This window comes from Bacillus sp. T3 (genome assembly GCF_033449965.1).
Classification (GTDB): domain Bacteria; phylum Bacillota; class Bacilli; order Bacillales; family Cytobacillaceae; genus Bacillus_BU.
This window is the reverse complement of sequence record NZ_CP137761.1, coordinates 3684991-3708026: the sequence shown is the minus strand read 5'-3', so window position 1 is coordinate 3708026 and position 23036 is coordinate 3684991. Positions and strand designations below refer to the sequence as shown.

The 23036-nt window shown below is 37.0% G+C and carries 23 protein-coding genes and 5 pseudogenes; 15 read left to right on the top strand and 13 right to left on the bottom strand.

The window, feature by feature from the left end; all coding sequences use genetic code 11:
- The first annotated feature begins 53 nt into the window (after positions 1-53).
- The 3 genes and pseudogenes from RGF10_RS18950 (at position 54) to RGF10_RS18940 (ending at position 1794) form a co-directional block, all read left to right on the top strand.
- Positions 54-518: a hypothetical protein gene (locus RGF10_RS18950; RefSeq protein ID WP_318504982.1), complete on the top strand. Its 465-nt coding sequence runs from the start codon at positions 54-56 to the stop codon at positions 516-518.
- Between the two features lie 139 nt (positions 519-657).
- A pseudogene (locus RGF10_RS18945) lies at positions 658-1537 on the top strand (NAD(P)-dependent oxidoreductase).
- A 74-nt stretch (positions 1538-1611) separates the two neighbouring features.
- The gene (locus RGF10_RS18940; protein WP_318504981.1) at positions 1612-1794 is read left to right on the top strand and encodes a hypothetical protein; all 183 of its coding nucleotides are present in this window, start codon (positions 1612-1614) and stop codon (positions 1792-1794) included.
- A gap of 75 nt (positions 1795-1869) precedes the next feature.
- On the opposite strand, the pseudogene RGF10_RS18935 reads toward RGF10_RS18940, so the two are convergent.
- Positions 1870-3023, bottom strand: a pseudogene (locus RGF10_RS18935) (aminotransferase A).
- Between the two features lie 205 nt (positions 3024-3228).
- Here RGF10_RS18935 and corA point away from each other — a divergent pair.
- Positions 3229-4203: a magnesium/cobalt transporter CorA gene (gene corA, locus RGF10_RS18930; protein ID WP_318504980.1), complete on the top strand. Its 975-nt coding sequence runs from the start codon at positions 3229-3231 to the stop codon at positions 4201-4203.
- A gap of 155 nt (positions 4204-4358) precedes the next feature.
- Here corA and RGF10_RS18925 read toward each other — a convergent pair whose 3' ends face one another.
- The 6 genes and pseudogenes from RGF10_RS18925 to RGF10_RS18900 all read right to left on the bottom strand — a co-directional run bounded on the left by RGF10_RS18925 (position 4359) and on the right by RGF10_RS18900 (position 8166).
- Positions 4359-4562: a hypothetical protein gene (locus RGF10_RS18925; protein WP_318504979.1), complete on the bottom strand. Its 204-nt coding sequence runs from the start codon at positions 4560-4562 to the stop codon at positions 4359-4361.
- Positions 4563-4878: 316 nt separating this feature from the next.
- Positions 4879-5352 (bottom strand): YkyB family protein, encoded by a 474-nt coding sequence (locus RGF10_RS18920; protein WP_318504978.1) that lies wholly within the window; start codon positions 5350-5352, stop codon positions 4879-4881.
- Positions 5353-5493: 141 nt separating this feature from the next.
- On the bottom strand, positions 5494-5991 hold the full coding sequence (locus RGF10_RS18915) for a L,D-transpeptidase family protein (RefSeq protein WP_318504977.1): 498 nt from the start codon (positions 5989-5991) through the stop codon (positions 5494-5496).
- A 60-nt stretch (positions 5992-6051) separates the two neighbouring features.
- Positions 6052-6261 carry a hypothetical protein gene (locus RGF10_RS18910; RefSeq protein WP_318504976.1) on the bottom strand — a complete coding sequence of 70 codons (210 nt, stop codon included), beginning with the start codon at positions 6259-6261 and terminating at the stop codon, positions 6052-6054.
- A gap of 111 nt (positions 6262-6372) precedes the next feature.
- Positions 6373-7248 (bottom strand): annotated as a pseudogene (locus RGF10_RS18905) (metallophosphoesterase).
- Positions 7249-7377: 129 nt separating this feature from the next.
- On the bottom strand, positions 7378-8166 hold the full coding sequence (locus RGF10_RS18900) for a C39 family peptidase (protein ID WP_318504975.1): 789 nt from the start codon (positions 8164-8166) through the stop codon (positions 7378-7380).
- A 133-nt stretch (positions 8167-8299) separates the two neighbouring features.
- Between RGF10_RS18900 and RGF10_RS18895 the strand changes: the two genes are divergently transcribed.
- The 3 genes from RGF10_RS18895 (at position 8300) to RGF10_RS18885 (ending at position 10696) form a co-directional block, all read left to right on the top strand.
- Positions 8300-9514, top strand: a complete 1215-nt coding sequence (locus RGF10_RS18895; protein ID WP_318504974.1) for an EAL domain-containing protein — start codon at positions 8300-8302, stop codon at positions 9512-9514.
- A gap of 62 nt (positions 9515-9576) precedes the next feature.
- Positions 9577-9816, top strand: a complete 240-nt coding sequence (locus RGF10_RS18890) for a hypothetical protein (RefSeq protein ID WP_318504973.1) — start codon at positions 9577-9579, stop codon at positions 9814-9816.
- Positions 9817-10039: 223 nt separating this feature from the next.
- Positions 10040-10696, top strand: coding sequence for a DUF3993 domain-containing protein (locus tag RGF10_RS18885; RefSeq protein ID WP_318504972.1), 657 nt, complete (start codon positions 10040-10042; stop codon positions 10694-10696).
- Between the two features lie 100 nt (positions 10697-10796).
- On the opposite strand, the gene RGF10_RS18880 is transcribed toward RGF10_RS18885, so the two are convergent.
- The 4 genes from RGF10_RS18880 to RGF10_RS18865 form a co-directional block, all read right to left on the bottom strand.
- A complete protein-coding gene (locus RGF10_RS18880) occupies positions 10797-11654 on the bottom strand; it encodes a DUF421 domain-containing protein (RefSeq protein WP_318504971.1) in 858 nt (285 codons plus the stop codon).
- 65 nt (positions 11655-11719) lie between these two features.
- The gene (locus RGF10_RS18875; RefSeq protein ID WP_318504970.1) at positions 11720-11923 is read right to left on the bottom strand and encodes a DUF1657 domain-containing protein; all 204 of its coding nucleotides are present in this window, start codon (positions 11921-11923) and stop codon (positions 11720-11722) included.
- 154 nt (positions 11924-12077) lie between these two features.
- A complete protein-coding gene (locus tag RGF10_RS18870) occupies positions 12078-12320 on the bottom strand; it encodes a glutaredoxin family protein (protein WP_318504969.1) in 243 nt (80 codons plus the stop codon).
- A gap of 24 nt (positions 12321-12344) precedes the next feature.
- Positions 12345-13307 carry an MBL fold metallo-hydrolase gene (locus RGF10_RS18865; RefSeq protein ID WP_318504968.1) on the bottom strand — a complete coding sequence of 321 codons (963 nt, stop codon included), beginning with the start codon at positions 13305-13307 and terminating at the stop codon, positions 12345-12347.
- Positions 13308-13483: 176 nt separating this feature from the next.
- Between RGF10_RS18865 and RGF10_RS18860 the strand changes: the two genes are divergently transcribed.
- The 8 genes and pseudogenes from RGF10_RS18860 (at position 13484) to RGF10_RS18825 (ending at position 20459) form a co-directional block, all read left to right on the top strand.
- Complete coding sequence (locus tag RGF10_RS18860) at positions 13484-13720, top strand: YkuJ family protein (protein WP_318504967.1); 237 nt, start codon at positions 13484-13486, stop codon at positions 13718-13720.
- A 140-nt stretch (positions 13721-13860) separates the two neighbouring features.
- Positions 13861-14310 (top strand): cyclic-di-AMP-binding protein CbpB, encoded by a 450-nt coding sequence (cbpB, locus tag RGF10_RS18855; RefSeq protein WP_318504966.1) that lies wholly within the window; start codon positions 13861-13863, stop codon positions 14308-14310.
- 57 nt (positions 14311-14367) lie between these two features.
- Positions 14368-15870, top strand: a complete 1503-nt coding sequence (locus RGF10_RS18850) for an MDR family MFS transporter (RefSeq protein WP_318504965.1) — start codon at positions 14368-14370, stop codon at positions 15868-15870.
- Positions 15871-15905: 35 nt separating this feature from the next.
- Positions 15906-16784: a transcriptional regulator CcpC gene (locus RGF10_RS18845; protein WP_318504964.1), complete on the top strand. Its 879-nt coding sequence runs from the start codon at positions 15906-15908 to the stop codon at positions 16782-16784.
- A gap of 75 nt (positions 16785-16859) precedes the next feature.
- Positions 16860-17571 (top strand): annotated as a pseudogene (gene dapD / locus RGF10_RS18840) (2,3,4,5-tetrahydropyridine-2,6-dicarboxylate N-acetyltransferase).
- A gap of 56 nt (positions 17572-17627) precedes the next feature.
- Positions 17628-18756: pseudogene (locus RGF10_RS18835) on the top strand (N-acetyldiaminopimelate deacetylase).
- A 277-nt stretch (positions 18757-19033) separates the two neighbouring features.
- Entirely contained in the window at positions 19034-19576 is a 543-nt protein-coding gene (locus tag RGF10_RS18830; protein ID WP_318504963.1) for a peroxiredoxin, read from the top strand.
- A gap of 226 nt (positions 19577-19802) precedes the next feature.
- Positions 19803-20459 (top strand): potassium channel family protein, encoded by a 657-nt coding sequence (locus tag RGF10_RS18825; protein WP_318504962.1) that lies wholly within the window; start codon positions 19803-19805, stop codon positions 20457-20459.
- 65 nt (positions 20460-20524) lie between these two features.
- Here RGF10_RS18825 and rnjA read toward each other — a convergent pair whose 3' ends face one another.
- Together rnjA and RGF10_RS18815 are read right to left on the bottom strand one after the other, a co-directional pair.
- Positions 20525-22192 (bottom strand): ribonuclease J1, encoded by a 1668-nt coding sequence (gene rnjA / locus RGF10_RS18820; protein ID WP_318504961.1) that lies wholly within the window; start codon positions 22190-22192, stop codon positions 20525-20527.
- Between the two features lie 3 nt (positions 22193-22195).
- The gene (locus tag RGF10_RS18815) at positions 22196-22408 is read right to left on the bottom strand and encodes a DNA-dependent RNA polymerase subunit epsilon (RefSeq protein ID WP_318504960.1); all 213 of its coding nucleotides are present in this window, start codon (positions 22406-22408) and stop codon (positions 22196-22198) included.
- Between the last annotated feature and the right edge of the window lie 628 nt (positions 22409-23036).

Below are 23036 nucleotides of genomic sequence, written 5' to 3'. Positions count from 1 at the left end.
TGATTATGTCCCTATATAAAAGGCAATCGTAGGAATATAAAGGAGGAGATAGCATGAACAGGAAAAGGTTAACCAGGATTTTTTTAGTAGGATTTATACTGTTAACGCTTGTAGGGTGCAGCCCTTTAACAGAACAATTAATTGCCAACAAATACGCGGAGGCTGTCCTTACCAAAAATAATGAGCTCCAATTTCGATTTAAAATCAATGACTCGATGCTAACAAAAGAAGAGCTCTATAAAGTAAAGGTAACCATACATAATCAAGACCTGGCTGAGGCGTTGGGGACAAGTGAAATCATTTACGGTCAGGACATTGTTTATTCTGGCGAGTATTTAGAAGCAAACGAAGAGGGTCAACAATTTATTAACATGGCGCCCGTAGCCTTAAAAAAAGACTTGCATCCCTTTGAAATTCAAAAAATGATTGTGAATGACAAAGCAATCACAGTTGAAGTTTTCAATGATGAACATGTGCTAGCACGAGCGTTGCTAACCAATTTTTCAACACAGCTATAAATACTGATCATGAACGGTGTTCAGCTTAGAAAAATAGTTAGGGATTCATCAAAATTCCTGAACTAACGATTCTAAATGGTCACAATAAGTGTGAAACTGTTAAAATAGGAATATAAGAGATGAGAGGGGAATGTAATGCATGGTTCAGCAAACTAACACCGTAGTAGGTTTCATAGGTACAGGAGTAATGGGAAAAAGTATTGCCGGGCATTTATTAGCCGCAGGTTTCCCGGTAGTGGTTTATACAAGGACGAAAGAAAAAGCAAATGAATTACTTGAACGAGGAGCAACGTGGGCGCAAACACCAAAAGAACTTGCTCAAACAGCTAATGTCATTTTTACGATGGTGGGTTTACCGACCGATGTTGAAGAAGTATATTTTGGTGAAAATGGGTTACTTGAGAATGCGAAGAAAAATACATATTTAATCGATATGACGACATCAACTCCATCGTTGGCTATTAAAATTTATCAAGCTGCCAAGGAAAAAGACCTACGTGCTTTAGACGCACCAGTATCCGGCGGGGATATTGGAGCAAAAGAAGGAAAGCTGTCAATCATGGTTGGTGGGGATGAAGCGGATTTTCAAGCGATTGTTCCGCTGCTTCAAAAATTCGGCACGAATATCGTATATCAAGGGGTAGCAGGCGCTGGCCAGCATACGAAAATGTGCAATCAAATTACCATTGCATCGAATATGATTGGCGTAAGTGAGGCGCTTGTCTATGCAAAAAATGCTGGACTGGATCCTGAAAAGGTGTTGAAAAGCATCTCATTCCGGTGCAGCTGGAAGCTGGTCATTATCTAATTTAGGTCCTCGCATGATTAGTGGAGATTTTGAACCAGGGTTCTATATTAAGCATTTTATTAAAGATATGAATATTGCCCTTCAGGAAGCTGAAGCAATGGGAATTGAAACTCCAGGGCTTTCATTAGCAAAATCATTATACGATAAGCTAGCACAACAGGGAGAGGAAAATAGCGGTACCCAGGCGTTATATAAATACTGGAGTAAGTAGGGAAAACATGCCATGAATGATTCTTTTTAAACAATCGAAAATAATCTTGTACGAAAGTTTAAGGAGGAGTTCAAATGGCAAAAAGAACGAAGAAGAATGATCCACAGCAAAAAAATAAAAAGGGATTTGATTCAGCTGTATTAAACGAGGAATTTGCTCATGAGATGGGTAGTACAGCTACAAATAAAATCCATAAAGATAAAGCCAAAAAGGAAAAGGCGCCAAAAAATAATGGCAAATATCATGGAATTAAATAATTAAAAAAGGGTCAGGAGCTTAGACTACATCACTCAAACATTTTAATGTGGTCATCGCCCCTGGCCCTCCTATTTTTATAAGTATTGGTTTAGATATGATTCTAAGCGATCTAACGCATCTTCCAGTGTTTTTTGGGAGTAAGCATAGGAAATCCGGAAATAGCCTTCACCGTATTCAGAAAAAGCACTGCCAGGTACGACTGCAAGCCCAGCTTTTTCAACCAGCGATAGTGCAAAATTAAATGAATCGAGCGGTGTATTTGGATTTTTAACAAAGAAATAAAAGCCGCCATCCGGTTTGACCACATCCAGTTTCATTGCAATTAATCGTTCATAAACGTACTCTCTGCGCTTTAGGTATTCGTCCTTCATTGGACTGGCATCATTTATTCCTATCGTCAGTGCTTCATAAGCGGCCATTTGCGAAATGGAGCTTGCACAGGTCACATTGTATTGGTGGACCTTGAGAATATGCTTAGCAATGTTCTCAGGAGCAAACAGCATCCCGATTCTCCACCAGGTCATGGAATGAGATTTGGAAAGTCCATTGATTATAATGGTTTTTTCTTTGGCAAACCGAGCGATAGACGTATGCTCTTGTTCGAACGATAACTCGCTATAGATCTCGTCAGCAAGAATAAAGATATCGCGATCTTTAATAAGCTCAGCAATCTCCATTAACTCTTCTTTTGTTAAACTTACACCTGTTGGATTCGAAGGATAAGGTAAAATAATGCAACGAGTTCGATCCGTTATGTATTTATTTATGATATTGGCAGTAAACCTAAATTGATTCTCACGAATATCAGCATACACTGGAGTGGCGCCACAGAGGTGAACAATTGGTTCATATCCGGGATATACAGGTCCAGGCAAAATCACTTCAGTTCCTTCTTCTAGGATTGTTCTGAGAGCGACATCGATTGCTTCACTTGCCCCAGTTGTAATAATCACTTCAGTTTCCAGGAGAATAGGATAAATGGTACTTTTTTTTGTAAAATTCAGAAGCAGCATTTCTTAGGGCAATTGTACCGGCATTATGGGTATAGGATGTCACATTTTCATCAATTGCTTTTTTTGCAGCTTCCTTAACATGATCTGGAGTCGGAAAATCCAGGTTGACCGATTGTCAATGATATCATATTTGGGGTATCAGCCACCATATTAAAAAATTTTCGTATACCTGATATTTCGATATCTTTTACTTTTGGGTTAATTAAATGCTCCACTTTCTTCATCCTTCCAATAAGCTATAAGTCATTCTATCATGTTATATATAGATTCAAGGTTGTTTCTCATTAATAATATACAAAATATTATTTTAATACAAAACGATAATTAGGTGTCATAATATTAAAGCAGAAACACTTAAAGTTATTTAGTTGAAAGCCGGGGATGAAATTGATTCGAATTTGTGCTTTAAGAGATGATGATATGCTACTACATGATTTGACCATTAAAGATCTGAAACAAAAAAATTATAAATGGTATTGGGCTGATTTTGTTAATCCTACAGCGGATGAATCCAGTCTCTTGTCTAGCTTCTTTCGCTTTCATCCACTAGCCGTTGAGGATAGCTTAGACGAATTCACCCAGCGACCAAAGATTGATTTTTATGATAACTATATTTTTTTGGTTCTTCATGCTATCCATCATGAAACACTTACACCACTAGAAGTAGATGTTTTCGTTGGAGAAAAATTTATCGTCACCTATCAGCAAAAACCAATTCGGAATGTTAATAATTTGTGGGACCGAATTCGTAAGGATGATAGTTTTGGGCAGGGGCCTTTTACCATCCTACATGCTGTAATCGATCACCTTGTCGATGACTATTTTCCACCAGTCTATGCCATGGAGGAACATATTAATTCGATTGAGGAAAATTCAGAGAATGAGTCGATCCAACAACTAATTGAAAGACTATTTGATATACGAGCAGATTTATCAAAACTTCGTAGAAGTGTGATACCGATGAGTGACTTATTATATCGAATTATTCATTCTGAGCGGTTAAGTCATTTGAAGGAACATCATCGCCTGTATTTGCATGATGTATATGATCATTTATTAAAATTGGCTGAAATGCTTGAATCCTATCGTGAATTTTCTTCGGATATTCGTGATAGCTATCTATCCGTTAATTCTAACACGATGAATAGTATCATGATGACGCTGACTGTAATCACAACTATTTTCATGCCATTAACTTTTATTGCCGGTGTATATGGGATGAATTTTAAGAATATGCCTGAGCTTTATTGGCATTATGGTTATTTTATCGTTCTTGGTTTTATGGGCGTGACTGCACTTATTATGTTTGCCTTTTTTCGTGCAAAAGGTTGGTTTAAAATCGGAAGAACGAGAGAACGGAAAAAGAGAAAAATTAATATCCAGGTAAAATATTAATCAACAGCTTTGTTAAAGAATGTTGTTAATTTTAAAGCACTTTGTTGATTGGAGCGGAAATCAACAAACAAATTTAACAAAGCCAAATAAATAAAAAGAGGCTGACTCATAGGGGTGTCATTTGAGTCAGCCTCGTCAATATCTGCTAGGTTGTTTTAATAGCCGTAAGCCCAATCCACTTCTTCTTCATGCCAAAGCACTGGAGAAACCTCGCCAAAATCAACCATTTGGTCTGCAACCATACAATTGCAATGAGGGCATCCACATTGTTGTTTAATTGTTTCAAAAACCTGTTGATCCACATTTTCAATAAAAATTACCTTTTGGTTTGGCTGAAAGAGAATGGCAGTTCCTTTCATGAAAAATCGCTCCCTATAAAATAATGTCCATAATGCAAATCAAGAATAGAAAGCTAATGTTTGAATGGCAAAAAGTTCCTTTATGTTGCTTTCGACTGTATTGTATTCCTGTTTTTATAAAAGGTCTAGTAAATACAAGGAAGTTCACAAAACACTCACAAAATTGTGATATATATCGCAATTATTAATAAAAATACAAGAAATATCACAGGTATAAAACAGAGGCTGACTAATATGCGCTTTAGTCAGCCTCTATTTCTTTTGATATTAAACGGCCTGTCCTCTCGAGTTTAAAAAACAGCCATTATAATTGTTCTTAAAAATAACTTTCACCAAGCCGCTTAAATTGAGGTTGACTCGGTTTTGGTTTACCCGTTCTTGTACTACCTTCGTTATCACGCTCGCGAATCCAGGTATAGGTTTGTAATAGAACCTTAGCTACAGTTAGGGGAAGTCTAGTTTTTGGATTTTTGACATGGTCACTTAACTTTCCTAGATGTGGAAGTATGCCAAAGTCTTCCTTTGAAGGGGGAATATGAAAAGAATAATTTCCACTTACAACAAGTACATCGGATTGTTGTTGGCTATATTTAGGATTCGCTGAAAAATGAAGACCAACCTTTTTTGCTTTTCCTTCTCGAAGCATTTTTTTTAAGGCTTCATGCTTAAGTTTGTATAAAAATTTTGGGTTTGTGGCAGTTTTTGCATGTCGATTGACAATGAAGATTGCTTGTGAGAGGTTATCAACTGTTGGAATCAGTTTTTGAGGATTATTCCTGTCCCGGTTCAATGTAAAGAACTCCTTTCAAATAGTTTAGTTTATTATACCCCTTTTGGGCTCAGTTAAGAAGGGAATTTTTAATAATAAATGAAAAGTCGGATGTTAATATAGCAAAAAAACGAACAAATGAGGGAGCGAATGTTTGCTCCCTCACGTTGTAATGATGACTGTCGTTCCATTTGGAACTATACTCGCTAGCTCTAATACGTCATGATTATACATTCTAATACATCCGTGCGAAACTGCCTTACCAATTGAGGCTGGATTGTTGGTACCATGAATGCCATAACCTGATTTTGAAAGAGAAAGCCACAATACGCCAAACGGACCTCCAGGATTGGGTTGACGATTAACGATAATAAATTTTCCAGGAGGGGTTTGCGTTAACATTTTTCCAATGGCTATTGGATATGTTTTTCTAATTCTTCCAGATTGAAATAAGGTAAGTGTTCGTTTGCGAAGAGAAACGATAATCTGAAACGGGATTGTTGCTGGATCTGGTATGCCAGGTATGTTTATTCTCTGTCCAATTGTAAGATTGTATGGATGATGAATGGACGGGTTGGCAGCAAGCAATGCCTGAAGAGATTTTCGATAGTTTTTAGCGATTATGGCTAATGTTTCGCCATGAGTAACTGTGTGAATCATAACATCATTTCACTTTCCGATTTTATCAGCCGTATTGACCTATGCAGAATGGGGTCTATTCTAATAAGGTCGATATGGATAAGGACCATAAGGCGGGTACGGTGGGTATGGCGGATAAGGATATGGTGGTGGATAGTAAGGGCGACCAAATAGAAATGGACTAGCTGCTAACCCTAAAACGGTTCCTGTAACAAATGGTAAAACGCCAAAGCCAACAAATCTTTGATCAGGATAATTTTGTATAGCTCTAGGTGCGTGGGCATAATACACTTTTTATTCCCTCCTCTTGAACAAACTGCCTTTCCTTTTTATTGTATGGTATCAATCAATGAATGAGCATGTCTTTTTCGGGGAGGGAAAGCTGGACAAAGTTTTTTAGGCTTAGCCTTGGGCAACTAATCGGAATACGGTGATTTCAGGTTTTGATAAAAATCGAAATGGGAGTCGGGTTGTCCCAATTCCTCTGTTCACATAAAGAGATAAGGATTTTCCAAGCTTATTTATTTGATAAAATCCTTCCGTATACTTTTCAGCAAAAGGAGGAGTAACAAGTGCGCCAACAAAAGGAATCTTTATTTGACCACCATGGCTGTGACCGCTCAATTGCCATTCGACTCCATATTGAATTGTTTGATCTGCCAGGTCAGGAGCATGGCTAAGTAATATCTTAAATACATTTTCCAGGTAAATTTGCCAAAGCTGCTTCAAAGTTTGGTTTTCCGAGCATCGCATCATCGATTCCGATTAAATAAATGGAACTCTGATCAATCAGTTTAATTGCCGTTGCAGCATTTTGTAGAACAGTAAAACCAGATTGATTCATGATGGAATAATACAATTCTGATCCGTAACCACCATGATCGTGATTGCCATAAATACAGAACTTTCCTAATGGAGCCTTTAACTGTTGTAATAGCGGAGCAATTTGTTCTTTTTCTGTGTACTTATTTGGTTCATCCATTAAATCACCAGTAAAAAGGATTATGTCTGGGAAAAAGAATTGATCTTTGTAATTAATGCTTCTAACTGCTTAAGATTATAGTGAAATCCAAGGTGTGTATCACTAAATTGGATAATTTTACAACCATCAAAACTAGAAGGAATGAGTGGGTGGTCGATCGTTTGCTCTGATATTTTTAGCATTCTTGTTTCAATTTCATGTGCATAGTAGTATATTCCAGTGCCTGAACTAATACTAATAATAGCGAGCTGAGCAAGCTTCTTTAAAAAGGATCTTCTCGAAACTTTCTGAGGCATATATGAATACTCCGTTCATTATAAAAAGTCTTTTATATACTAACAAAAATCATAAGGGAAAAAAAGAGTCAAAGGTTTAGTTTATTTAGGAAGCAAAAAGAAAAATGCCCCACAATGTGAGGCTAATTTTTATTGGTAGCTAATCGCTCTTGATTGTAGTGCTTTCCACGAGCCAATAAACTGTTGTCTATTGACAGGATACTGTTTTCGACCTGACAATGGATCATTTAAATAGACGTTCTGTTCATCGAATCCGACTAACACAACCGCATGCAAATCTAGTGGGCTTGTTATCGTTTCGTTGCCGTGTAACCAGGATTCAGGTCGGTCAGGTAAGCGGAAATCCCCTGTTGTCCAAACAACGACTGGGTAGCCTTTTGCTACATGCTGGAGTACCTCTTCAAAGCTTCGACTTGTAAAATTAACAGCTCGACCGGGCAGATAGCGATTGACAAGCTCAACCATAGGTTTGTCAAATACAGCATATCCTGCCCTTTTTCCCGTCATGTCACCAACAAATCCATCCCCTGGGTTTCCCCATCTGATAATATCACCGTTATGTGCACGTTGGATTGGATCTGTATCTTTTTTTATCGCCATAAAAAGCTCCATTTTATTTGTATTCACACCCGCAAATTGAAGCATCATCGTTAGGCTAGTCACTTCGCACCCATAGCGGAGTTCGGGATTTTGCCGTATTAATGGGACATTAAGCATTGCTTTTTGAGCAATTGTCTTCACGTCATTCTCTTTTGGTAAATGATTGTGGTCATTTATAAGTTGAATTTGGAATATCTCATTGATGAATTTATTTTGTTCATCCTCATTATTTAGGTTAGAATCCTTTGCTTCAGCGGAAAAAGGTTGACTGCATTCGAGCAACAGTAAGAAGATGATGACAAAACGGATCAGTAGCATTTGCTTTTTACCTTCCTTCTTATTAAATTCCTACCGGCTCGTCACTATATTTTGATTTTCAATCAGCTTTTATGATGGTATTATGTTGCCAACGAAGTATTATTTAAATAGGTTTATCTTGGAGGTTTTTTTTATGGATGCATTGGATATCCTAACGGATTTAGATAACGTGATCCCCTTTTTTCAACCGATATTCAGTGCAGATGAGCACCGTGCAATTGGATATGAGATATTAGGAAGATATAAGGGGGAGGAAGGGATTGAATCATTAGGTCCTTTCTTCCTGGATGATCAAATACCAGATGAATATCGTCTTGAAGTGGATAACACAGTATTAACAAAGGCATTAGATCTTGCCCTAGAGTTGGATCCTGATGTAATGATATTTATTAATCGCGATGCAGATATTTTGATGAATGATCATGGGGAACAGTTTTTACAGCTACTGCTACAATATGCAGACAAGGGCATATCCCTAAATCGGATTGTGTTGGAAATTTCCGAACGGAATTATAAAGGAGATTTTGAACACTTAGATCATTTGTTGAATTATTACCGAACCTATGGATTAAAAGTCGCAATCGATAAAGTTGCAAACGAGAATAGTCACTTAGACCGTATGGGACAGTTGGCTCCTGATATTATTAAAGTGGATTTACAAGCGCTTAGATCGATGCAGAATAGTTCAGGTTTTCAGGATGTACTGTACTCAATCTCTCTTTTGGCACGAAAAATTGGTGCTACTTTACTGTTTGAAAACATCGAAATGGTTTTTCAGCTTCAATTTGCGTGGCGGAATGGTGGTAGATATTACCAAGGTTTTTATTTGTCTGAACCCTGCGACCACTTTGTTGAAAGAGATATTTTAAAGGACCGCCTTAAAAGTGAATGTCATTCATTTATCGTGAGTGAAAAGAAAAAGCTGGAAAAACTCTATTCTTTAACTGAAAGTTTTCAGCTACGTCTACAGGAATTTTTAACAAAGTATCGGAAAATTACGGATTATGAAGAATTGCTAAAGTCACTAGTATCTCACATGAGCCATATGGCCTTTCGAGTTTATATATGTGATGAAGAAGGTTTTCAAAAAACACCTAACTTCTTTTTCACTCAGGAGAAATGGAAAATCCAACGAGAATATGAAAATAAAAACTGGAGCTGGCGTCCTTATTTTTTGGAGAACATTATTAAGATGAGGAAAGAGCAGAAAGGAATCTTATCCGATCTTTACAGTGATATTGAAACTGGTGAAACAATCCGGACCTTTTCATACCCAATAAGTGCAAACGATTATTTATTTATTGACCTTTCATACAGCTTTTTATATCAGCAAGAAGGACTACTGTAAGCATAACGATGAATAAAAAAGCATGCTTAGCGGAACTTTAAACCTAAAGGAGTGAGTTTTGCATGCATTTATCATCAAACATTTTATTGGGAGTAGCGATGGCTATTCTGGCGGTTTCCCTAATATACACAATGGTATTAGCAAGATCCCAAAAAGCATTGAAAAGTGAATTTGATACAAAAATCCCTCATGCTGTTCAAGAACATGCATATAAAAAAAATCCAGTCTTTCTCACATATTTGATCTTTTTTGCACTTGTGCTCCTGATTATTGTCTTTTTTGCCGGATCTACAAATTGGTAGAGCGACCTCACTAAATTTTGTGGGGTCTTTTTTGTGAAAAGCTATCAGTTAGTCTATAATTATCTATAGGTAATCGTTTCTTTTTAGTCAAATAAACACAAATAATAAGTGTATTTAGGTATTTGTGTCAAATCGTGCTGGTATTTAACGAACGATTGTTTCGAAATATAGGAATAACATTGATAAAATAATGATATGAAGGGCAATTTTGAGGAGGGAGAAAATGATTAAACATTTTCAGAAAGCATTATTAGTTGCGGTTTCCCTGTTTTTACTCCAGGTACATATCTATGCTGAATCGTCAAATATTGACAAACGTGAAGCGGTTTTTGAATTCCTGCAGGATGCCTTTCAAGCCCAAGTTTCACTAAGTGAGAAGGACAGAAATTTGAATGAAGTGAAGGAACTTTTAGCGCCCTATTTTACAAATGAATATATGGAGCTGTTCCTAAAAGAAAACTTGGTCGAAGAGAATGGAAGGTATTTTACGCTTGGAACAGACTTCGCCTTATATTACATTCCTTTTTTTGAATTTTCGGACAAGACACAAATAGTTACAAGGCAAAATCAAATATATGTTTATGAATTTTTTCCAGGTAACATGGAAGGACCAGTCACTTATGAAAATCATTATGAAGGTGTGCTATTAGAAAAAAAGGATGGTCATTTAAAAGTGGTTCAATATTTACCACAAATACCGGATGAAATCATTCAATTGGGTAATAAAATACAAGAGGATTCTATTATCGGAAAACAGATAGAGGATTTTGGCCCGTTATTACTGTTAAATCGATCTATTTCGAAAAAACCACTTGAATTGTTCTCTTATCTAAAGGAATTTATTAACAATAAACAGGCTGAATTTTTGGTCAAAATATGACCATCAAAAAAGCCCGTATATAAAGGGCTTATCGTGATGAGATGACTATTTCATCTCTTTTTTTGTGAGGATGAGCTAATTTGTAAAGTATGTTCTTTTTTTATCTTAAATAGGGAGTTAAATTTTGAATAACTCCTTTGAGTTTTTCGGAATTTTTTAGATACATTTGTGTGGCGGTTTTACATTCAGTCTGGAGAGCAAATGATTCGATGTCAGCTTGACATTTTTTTATACTGGCCATTAGCAATTGACGTTGCATAGGCTGAAGCACTTGAATTTGGTCGTCGTAAAGGTCAATCGTTAATTCTCCATAAGAATTAATTTGTGCGAAAAAAACATTTTCTAATGTTACGCCTTGTTTTTCCAATTCAACGAGGAGCCAGCCACGATTTTTCCCGGTTGCCGATAAAGGGTTATCGAGTATTTTTCCATCCATTATGACGGTTTGCGATTCTTTTTCATTTGCAACCTGTAACTTTAAATCATTCGGAGTTACTGGTCTATAATCCTTTTTAAGCAACACACTTAAATCACCTGTTGGTTCTAGTACTGCAAACTCTACTTCGGATAAATTAAAAACATTTCGGCCCCGCAATAAGGAACTAAGGTCATCTAATGTATATTTCTCCTTTTTTAAATTATCCTCCAAAATTTTTCCGTTTTGAATAAGGACGCTTCCCTTTCCTTCAACAATATCCCTAAAGTTTTTACTCTTTAAGGTTATGAAATCAACTAAAAAGGTGATTCCACCAAATACTACGATTGCTACCACTCCATGCATTATATTCCGGTCTAATCCCATTATCACTTCTCCAGCAATACTCCCGATTGTAATACCTGATATATATTCAAAAAAGGTTATTTCTGAAATTTGTTTTTTTCCAAGCATTCTAGTGATAAAAATCAAAATAAAAATAAATAAGAAGGAACGAAGTACGATATGAATCCACTCTGGCATGATGTTCACCTCAAATGATGTTTATAAATCGGAAGGGTTGGCAAGTAGCCAACCAATTCCTTAGATCATTGTTTGTATTGGGGCTCTTCCTGCTCAATTTGTTTGAGTCGAGGCTCAATGCTATCAATAATCGATTGTGTTTGCGTAGCTGCTTCTTGATATAATTTCTTTGCACTTTTATTTTCCGTTCCTAGTGCAAATGTTTCAAAACTCGCCTGCGCACTTTTTAAGCCTGCTATTGTTTGTTTTACCTGTGTTCCAACTGTCATTTTGTTCACTCCTGTTTTTTTAGTGTTCTGACTTACGTATACTATTTTTTCTTTATTTTAGTTACTTATGTAATTTTGGATTGGTATATTTCTGGAAATAATGTAGCGGTTAATACAAAAAAACTGACTCACCTTATTGGAGAGTCAGTAATCGTTATTTATCATCTATTTGCAAGATTCTCATTAGCTCTTTTATATCAAAGCCACGAACTACCTCATCACCGATGACGATGGTCGGTGTTGAATAGGATTGATACTTATTAATTAAGTCATTTCTTGCCCTTTTATCCTCTTTAATGTTTTTTTCTGTAAAAGAAAATCCGTATTCCTTAAGGAATTTTTTAGTGATTTCACATGGTGGACATTCCGGCTGGGAATACAAAATGATTTCGCTCAAGCTACTTCCTCCAAAACTAAATGTTTATTTGCTTACTTTCTCCTTACGACCTAGATAATCAATTAACCCTTGGGAACAAACGTTAATATCAAGCCTGATAATTTCATACGCTGGATGATCCTGGGTAATTCCTTTTGTTTGTAAGAAATCGTTCAATTGCTGTAGGATATTTTGTTCTGCACACTTCACTTGTTCTTCAAGCACAGTATACTGTTGAAAAGCCACCTTAGCTGCGTCAACGAAAATATTTAACCACATTCTTACCAGACTGTAAACCTCGTTTGGTTTATTAGTGCCACCAAAATGGCCAAAGTAGATATGATTCAAATTCATTTCTTCAAATTTTGCTAAAGATTGACGCATTTTGTCAGGATCAAACTGATTGGGAGAGGTTGATGGCAGATATAATTCAACACCATCCCGTTTTAGCTGTGGATAATATACACCTGAAGTATCACCTGTAAACATCGCGTTTGTAGGAGGATAGTAAATGCTGAAATGGTGATTGGCATGTCCAGGAGAATCGTAAAATTTAAGGGTACAATCAGGACCAATTTTAAGCTCGTCCTCATCATTCATGACAAGTAGACGATCCTCAGGTATTGGAAGAATCGGATCGAAAAGCTTATTGAATTTATCTCCATAAACTGCCTGGGCACCTGCAATTAATCTGGATGGATCTGCAAGGTGACGTGCTCCTTTTGGATGAACAACTACCTTGGCATTCGGACAATGCTGAAGCATTAATCCAGCACCACCAGCATGGTCTAAATGGATATGTGTCACAATGATATACTTTATCGCTTCAGGATTAATATTCAATTGCTTTAATCCTTTAAGTAAGTATGGAATGGATGGACTTGCGGATGTTTCAATTATGGCTAATTCCTCTTCAGCAAGAACGTATGTACCTGTTCGTTCTTCCAAATTTAAGTCAAAATCATCAATTAAGAAAAGTTTTTCAGATAATTTTACTGGTTTTGACAAAAAATCACATCCTTTTTAACCTTTTACTTGTACTATGCCTCTCATTATTTTATTCTGTTAATATTGGCATGTAAAGAAAATGTTTGTGAATTTTCTGAAATTAATCCAGTTGGATAGAATCATGTCAGATGAGAAAGCTATAGTAAATGTTTGTTTTCGTTGAAAGGAGAGGGAGCATGTCACAGCTTCAAGGTATATTAACACGGTTGAAAAACCTTCATGAACAAGCTAATGGAGGTGAGCCAGCACAACGCTTTTTTGAGGTTAATGGTGAAAGGAAATGTCAGGTTACATACAACCCAAAATCTGCAACTTTTGAGCTTGAAATATACAATGATAAGGAAAAGCCTAAGCGTTACCAATTCGATAACATTGATATGATCGCAATTGAAATTTTTGACCTAATACAGTAAAAAGAAAAAGGGACCATAAGGGTTCCTTTTTCTTTTGGTCAATTAATGGGATTGGGTTTCTCTAAAAGGAAATAAAGGAAAATCTATGGTAAAATGAGAAAGATTGAGAAAGAATTAAAACAAATGAGGAGATTTCGGAGATGCTCAAACATCTAGGTGATGGATTTTCAAGTTTTAAACTGGTAGATTATTTAATCCCTTCCGAGAGAGTGGCGCATGTTCAAGTCGGAAACAGCTTGGAGCATGCATTGTTAGTATTAACCAAAAGCGGATATACCGCTATACCGGTTTTGGATCCTACTTATAAGCTCCACGGGTTAATCAGTACTCCTATCATAATGGAATCAATATTAGGATTAGAGCGGATTGAATTTGAAAAGCTAGAAGAAATTCGTGTTGAAGAAGTTATGTTAGTGGAAATCCCCAGGTTACAAATTGAATCTGGCCTTCAGTCATGTTTATCTCTGTTAGTAGATCATCCATTTTTATGTGTAGAGGATCGTCAAGGCGTTTTTGAAGGAATATTAACGAGAAGAGCTGTTTTAAATCAGTTAAACCATTATTTACTAAATAATAATGCGCAAAACTAATCGCTCCAAGCATGGAGCTTATTTTTTCTAGATATGAGTGGCGAGAGGAGTGGTGCAATGGAAGGAGTATATGAAAAGTTAGTTCCGAATCAACGGAAGAAAGAAACAAAGCGCCCGTATGTCTTGGCTGCTGTCATGCTTGCGATGTTTATGGGGGCAATTGAAGCGACGATTGTATCGACGGCTATGCCCAATATTGTTGCCGACCTTGGCGGATTTTCATTGTACAGCTGGGTATTTTCAGCATATTTGTTAATGAACTCTGTAACTGTTTTGATTTATGGGAAGTTATCCGATTTATTCGGGCGCAAACCTATTTTATTATTCGGAATCTTCGTTTTTTTACTTGGTTCGATTTTGTGTGGCTTTGCCCATTCAATGGAAAGCCTCATTGTCTTTCGTCTGATCCAGGGATTTGGGGCAGGAGCGGTTACACCGATTGCTACCACGATTGTTGGTGACATTTATACAAAGGAAGAGAGAGCGAAAATCCAGGGATATCTCGCTAGTGTCTGGGGGATTTCTGCTGTAATAGGGCCAGCATTAGGCGGCTTGCTTGTTCAGTTTGTAAGCTGGCGTTTTGTCTTTTGGATTAATATTCCTTTAGGTCTATTGTCAATGGTTGCGCTCTGGATGTTCCTTCATGAAAAAATTGAAAAGAAAAAAAGGAAAATTGACTATTTAGGAGCAGGACTCTTAACGATTGCCGTTTGTGCTATTATGATTGTGCTAGTTCAAGGTGGAACAAGGTGGAGCTGGCTGTCGACAGAGGTGTTTGCTTTCCTTACGATAAGTGTTATCGCTCTATTTTTCTTTATTTGGCAAGAAAAAAGAGCGATAGAACCAGTTATGCCATTTGGTATTTGGAAGGAACGGTCGATTTTTATCGCAAATATTGCCTCGTTAATCACAGGAATCATGTTAATTGGAATATCTAGCTTCCTACCGACATTTGTTCAAGGCGTAATGGAACAACCTCCAATAATTGCTGGATTTACCCTAACGACAATGTCGATTGGCTGGCCTATTGCCTCGACAGCATCTGGCAAAATGATGATTAAATACGGCTTTAGAACAACCTCGATAATTGGCGGGTTTTCCTTAATTTTTGGTAGTATCATATTCATGATACTATCACCAGAGTTTGGCCCCATTTGGGCAGCAGTAGGTTCCTTTTTTATTGGTGTTGGAATGGGTTTAACAAGTACAGCTTTTATTGTATCGATCCAAAGCAGTGTTAGTTGGGAGCAGCGTGGTATTGCAACGGCCTCGAATATGTTTATGAGAAATCTTGGTAACACCGTAGGAGCAGCATTGCTAGGCGGAATATTAAATAGCCAATTGTACAGCTATATTCATAACAGGCAGGAAACAAAAGGATTTACGGTTGATTCAATCAATATTCTTCTGAATGAAAGTGAACGAAATAAATTATCTCAGACTGTAAAACATATTTTACAGGACGGATTAACGCACTCACTACACAGTGTTTATTTTGTCGTGTTTTGCTTAGCGCTAATCAGTTTAATTTTCGTGTTTTTCCTGCCAAAGAATCGTTAGAAACATAATACAAAGTTTAAAAGGAGTTAAATAGTTTGTCTTCATTATCAGAATTCCATTTTCTATCCGTATTGGCTCAAGAAATGAACATGCGCAGGGCTGCAGAGCGCTTATTTGTATCCCAACCTGCTCTATCTCAGCGCCTGCAAACGATAGAAAAGGAATGGGAAACGAAATTATTTATTCGCTCACAAAAAGGTCTCACACTAACCCCAGCGGGTGAGAACGTAATTAAATTTGTGAATGAAGTTTTAGAAAAAGAAGAAAAAGTTAGAGAATCCATTCATACGATGAATTCACAAGTACACGGTACACTTAAAATTGCCGTCGCTTCGATCGTTGGTCAGAACTGGCTTCCAATTGTATTGAAAAAATTTGTAAAAAGGTATCCTCAAGCAAAAATATCTTTAATAACTGGCTGGAGTAGTGAAATCCTAAAAACGATGTATGAAGATCAAGCTCATATTGGGATTATCCGTGGCACCCCTGATTGGAAAGGAATAAAAATCCCTTTATTTGAAGATAATCTTTATCTTGTTGATACTGAAATCAACCGGCTTGAGCAAATCTTAGAAACGGATCGGCCGTTCATTCAGTTTAAAAGTGATTCAAACTACTATCAAGAAATTCATAATTGGTTGCACAATCAATTTCAAACCTTACCGAAGCGCACGATTGTTGTTGATCAAATTGAAACCTGTAAACAAATGACATTAAATGGGATTGGATATGCAATCTTACCTGGTATCACTTTAAATGGGACGGAAAAAGATATCTATAAAATTCCGTTAATTGCTGAAAATGGAGAGCCAATGAAACGGGACACCTGGCTTGTAGGGTATGAATCAGCGTTTCAGTTAAAACAAGTACAAGCATTTGTCGAGCTTATTAAAGAGCATATCTCTGAAACGTAGTTGTTGTGTTTTTCTTGTTTTCGAAACAGTTGTCTGCTAAATTTGTTTTATATGTACATAAAGGAGGAACATTCCATGAAAATGATGGATGCAAAAGAAATTATCTCATTTATTCAAAATAGTAAAAAAGCTACCCCTGTGAAAGTGTATGTTAAAGGGGATTTAGAAGGCATAGATTTTGGTGCAAATGCAAAAACATTTATTACTGGAATTTCTGGTATCGTTTTTGGTGAATGGAGCGAGATTAGCACTGCTCTTGAATCCAATCAAGGAAAAATTGAAGACTACGTGGTTGAAAATGACCGTAGAAACTCTGCAATTCCAGTTTTAAATTTAAAGGATATTAAAGCACGTATTGAGCCAGGGGCAATTATTCGTGACCATGTTGAAATCGGTGATAATGCCGTTATTATGATGGGTGCTGTGATTAATATTGGTGCCGTTATTGGTGAAGGCACGATGATTGATATGAACGCAGTACTAGGTGGTCGAGCTACTGTAGGAAAGAATTGTCACGTCGGTGCTGGTGCAGTATTAGCAGGTGTAATTGAGCCGCCTTCTGCACAACCAGGTTATTTTAGAGGATAATGTCCTTATTGGTGCCAACGCAGTTGTCTTAGAAGGAGTACGGATTGGCGAAGGCGCAGTTGTAGCTGCTGGAGCAGTCGTTACAGCGGATGTGGAGCCGTTCACGGTTGTAGGCGGTACGCCAGCCCGTCTCATCAAAAAAATTGATGATAAAACAAAGTCAAAAACTGAAATTATGATGGAGCTTCGTCAATTGTAGGAGCTAACAAGCGTGGGTCCTATGGTCCACGCTTGTTTTAGAGAGGAGACCAAAACATGTCAACACATCCCTTTGTCGAAATCAGAAGAGACCTTCACAAAATACCTGAGCTTGGCTTCCAGGAATTTAAGACACAAAAATATATTTTAGATTACTTAGAGGGATTACCGCAAGACAGGATTGAAATGAAACAATGGAAAACAGGCGTTGTCGTAAGAGTATTAGGGACTGCCCCATCACAAACGATAGCGTATCGAACTGATATTGATGGATTGCCAATTACAGAAGAAACAAACCTTCCGTTTCAATCCCAGCATCAAGGAAACATGCATGCATGCGGACACGACTTCCATATGAGCATAGCCTTAGGTGTGCTGACTTATTTCATTCAAAATCCAATAAAGGACCATTTAGTATTTATTTTTCAACCGGCTGAAGAGGGCCCAGGTGGTGCTGAACCATTGATGAACTCCAGGAATTCTTAATGATTGGAAGCCCGATATGATATTCGCTCTGCATATCGCACCAGAATATCCTGTCGGAACGATTGCTATAAAACCTGGTTTACTATTTGCCAACACTTCAGAACTCTTCATTGATTTAACTGGTAAAGGTGGACATGCCGCCTATCCACATCATACAAATGATATGGTTGTTGCAGCCTGCTCATTAGTGACTCAGCTTCAAACGGTAGTAGCAAGAAATGTTGACCCACTTGATAGCGCAGTTATTACAATTGGGAAAATAGCTGGAGGCACCGTCCAAAACATTATTGCAGAAAAAGCACGTCTAGAAGGAACGATTCGAACTCTTTCAGAGGAATCGATGATAAAAGTCAAGCAAAGGGTTCAAGCAATAGTAAAAGGGATTGAATTGGGGTACCAATGCCAGGTGGATATTGATTTTGGAGCGATGTACCATCAAGTATATAACCACCATGAATTAACGGAGGAATTTATAGGTTTTATGACCGAGCACTCGGATTTAAATGTTGTACAGTGTAAGGAAGCTATGACTGGAGAAGATTTTGGATATATGCTTAAGGAAATTCCAGGTTTTATGTTTTGGTTAGGTGTTGAATCCGATTTCGGATTACATCACTCCAAGCTTCACCCTAATGAGGCGGCAATAGAAGCGGCAATTAATGGGATCGTGACCTATATTAATTATAAGGGAAATCGTTGATAATACAGGGCTTATCATTTGGAATTGATTCTTTAACATGGTAAAATATACAAGTGTAAATATTTTAAATCAACAAATTATTTAAAGTTTCGACAGTTTAAAAATTATAGAACAATGTAATTGGATACGGGTGCGAGATTTAATTATAATTAGTTCTTATTTAAATTAATTATAATTTAATATTGACTTTAAATTATAAAAAGCCTATACTAAAGCTAGTTAATAGGAAACCCATTAGGGTGTATACATTGTTACATAAAAATTGGAGGGATTTTTAATGGCTGAACGTTTAGTAGGAAAACAAGCACCACGCTTTGTAATGGATGCAGTATTACCAAACAAGGAATTCGGCAAAGTAAGCTTAGAAGAAAACATGAAAAACGATAAATGGACAGTACTTTTCTTCTATCCAATGGACTTCACTTTCGTTTGTCCAACAGAAATCGTTGCGGTTTCTGATCGTTATGAAGAATTCGAAGATCTTGATGCAGAAGTAATCGGGGTGTCAACTGATACGATTCATACTCATTTAGCGTGGATCAACACAGATCGTAAAGAAAACGGTCTTGGACAGTTAAGATATTCTCTTGCTGCTGACACAAATCATGTTGTTGCTCGGGATTATGGCGTACTGATTGAAGAAGAAGGTATTGCACTACGTGGCTTATTCATCATTAGCCCTGAAGGTGAATTACAATATGCAGTTGTTCACCACAACAATATTGGTCGTGATGTTGATGAAACATTACGTGTTCTTCAAGCGTTACAAACAGGTGGTCTTTGCCCTGCAAACTGGCGCCCTGGACAAGCCACACTATAATTAATATTCAATCGTAAACAAAGAGGCTGACTTCTATTTGGGTCAACCTCTTTTTATTTTGTCTCCCTCTATTTTTTAAAACGCTTGTTAGGTAAATCATTTCGATTGACATTGATGTAGAATCATGGGAATCAATAAACTAGTATGCTAAAATGAAACCATTATAAGAGGCTGCGTTAATGAACAATGTTGATTTAGAGCGCTCTGTTGATTGGAGGACATTGACGTGAAGAAAGAGTTTGCTGTTATTGGATTAGGACGTTTTGGTGGTAGTATTTGCCGAGCCCTAGCAGAACAGGGAAATGAAGTATTAGCGATCGATACTGATGAGGACCTCGTTAATGAATTTTCAACGATTGCCTCACACGCAGTAGTAGGCGACTGTACTGATGAACAAGTTTTAAAAGGGTTAGGTATTAGAAACTTTGACCATGTTATTGTTGCAATTGGCGATGATATAAAAGCAAGTATCTTAACAACGCTCATGTTAATAGAATTAGGAGTAACAGATATTACCGTAAAAGCCCAAGATGATTATCATGAAAAAGTACTTAGAAAAATTGGTGCAAATCATGTCGTGCATCCTGAAAGAGATATGGGGAGACGTATTGCTCATCACATCTCAAGCAATAATGTGCTTGACTATTTGGAGCTATCTGAGGAGCATAGTATTGTCGAGATTATTGCGAATCATAAAATAAATGGACACTCGATTATTGATTTAGATATACGCGCAAAATACGGCATTACTATCGTTGCCATCAAGCGGGGTAAAAACATCATTGTTTCTCCACAGGCTAATGAGATGATTCAGAATGGTGACGTGCTTGTGGTAATTGGGGCAGATGTAGATATCAATCGATTTGAGAAAAAAGGAATGTAACCAATTACATAGAAAAAGAGTCTGACAAGCTAACTGTCAGACTCTTTTTGCATTTAAAGGGAGTACTATACTTCCATGATAATTGGTAAAATCATTGGACGACGCTTTGTCTTTTCGTAAAGAAAAGGTGCAAGTGTGTCCGTAATTTCGTTTTTAATTTCTGACCATTGCGTCGTTTTTCTTTCCATGACTTTATTTAGATGTTTCGTAATAAGTACCTGGGCATCATTAATAAGGTCACTCGATTCTCTCATATAAACAAAACCGCGAGAGATAAGATCAGGTCCTGCTGCAATTTTAAAGTCCTTCATATTAATACTAACGACTACAATCACAAGGCCTTCTTCTGAAAGGATTCGGCGGTCACGTAGGACGATATTTCCAATATCACCAATTCCGCTTCCATCAATATAAACATTGCCTGAAGGGATCTTTCCGGCTACCTGAGCCATATTTTCACTTAGGGCTAATACTTCACCGTTGTCCATGATAAAACAGTTTTCTTCTGGTACATCACAATCAACAGCTAATTTTGCATGCATTCTTTGCATACGATATTCACCATGAATAGGCATAAAGAATTTCGGCTTAATTAAACGAAGCATTAATTTTTGTTCTTGCTGTCCACCGTGACCAGAAGTATGAATATCGCTTAGCGGTCCATGAATAACTTCAGCGCCAGCCTTAAACAGCATATTGATAGTTCTGCTTACACTAATCGTGTTTCCTGGGATCGGTGAGGACGAAAAGACTACAGTATCGCCAGGGATAATTTGAATTTGGCGATGGGTGCCGTTAGCAATCCGAGAAAGGGCAGCCATCGGTTCACCTTGGCTTCCTGTACAAAGAATGGTTACCTTATTAGCTGGTAGTCGATTGATTTGTTGGGCATCGATAAAGGTATCCTTTGGGGCTTTAATATAGCCTAAATCCAAACCAATTTCAATTGCAGCTTCCATACTTCTGCCAAACACTGCAACCTTTCTACCGTTTAAAACAGCAGCTTCAGTTACTTGTTGAAGTCTGTGAATGTTGGAAGCAAAGGTAGCGAAGATAATTCTACCATCCACCGTGCGGAAAACATCGTGAATGCTTTCGCCTACACGGCGTTCTGACATTGTGAAATGAGGAATTTCACTGTTTGTACTATCGGATAGGAGACAAAGGACCCCTTCTTTCCCGATTTCAGCCATTTTTGTTAAGTTAGCAGGCTCACCTACAGGAGTAAAATCAAATTTAAAATCTCCTGTATGGACAACTTGTCCAGGCGGGGTTTTGACAACAATTCCGTATGAATCAGGAATACTATGTGTTGTACGGAAGAAAGATACGGATGTTTTTCTGAACTTAATAACATCTTCTTCTTTTATTTCAATTAGTTTGGCAGTCCGTAATAAACCATGCTCTTCCAGTTTGTTTCGAATTAATCCAAGGGCTAATTTCCCACCATAAATTGGGACGTTTATTTGTCGTAATAAATAGGGAATACCCCCAATATGGTCTTCGTGACCATGCGTTACAAATAGTCCTTTGATTTTATCTTCGTTTTTGATTAGATAGGTGTAATCTGGAATGACATAATCAATCCCCAGTAACTCATCTTCAGGAAATTTGATCCCCGCATCAATAAGAATAATCTCATCCTGAAATTGTACTGCGTAGGTGTTCTTTCCGATTTCCCCTAAACCGCCCAGGGCAAATACGGCTGTTTGGTCATTTTTTACAAATTTCATAAATTATCGAATCTCCAATACATTAAAGTCTTCATTTGTTTGCTCATACTCTAGAAATGCACCTTCTACGGATTGTACATATTCAATATTGTAGGATCTGTCGACTAATTTCTTTCTGACATCTCGTTCAGATTCGCCTTCAACATATAGAGTTTTTGTTTTCTCGCGTACAGGTACCTGTTTATTGGACTCCTGGTAATATACTTTAAAAATCATTTTATTCTCTCCTTTAATCATATTTTCTGTTTTATCTAAAATAGATACATTAACTTCATTGTTAAAGTACTAAAACATTAAAATAAAGCTACTTAATTTAGGTTAAGGATACAAACTTCTAATTAACTTGTCTTATGCTTTGCAAGCCGCTTCCGCTTTTCTTATTATATATAAGTTTAACAGGTTTTTCATGTTTTTTCTTGCCTTAACAAATTATTCATGGAAAGGAATTACTGGGATGGGCTTCCAAGGAATGTTAAAGGATTGTTAATTATCAATGTACAACAAGGAAGAAGCCCTTCGCAAGTTTGAAGGGCTCAAATTTGTTAAGCGATAGATTTTTTTCGAAGCAAATCTTTCCACTGTTTTAAAAGCTTCTCTCTTAGCTTCTTTAACATAGTGGATCATCTCCTCACTTCTTATTTTATACCATCCTTGTCCAATGTAAAGTAAATATGAGTCCGCTGTTATAAATACTTAGTCCTTTTTTACTAGTATATGTTTAGATTGTCTATATTTTTCATGGCTAAACATGGAAAATAATTTTTGGATAATATTTGACAACTCACAAAGAAAAGTATACTTTTTATTTTTAGTATGTAAAAAGTAATAATATCAGGCAAAATAA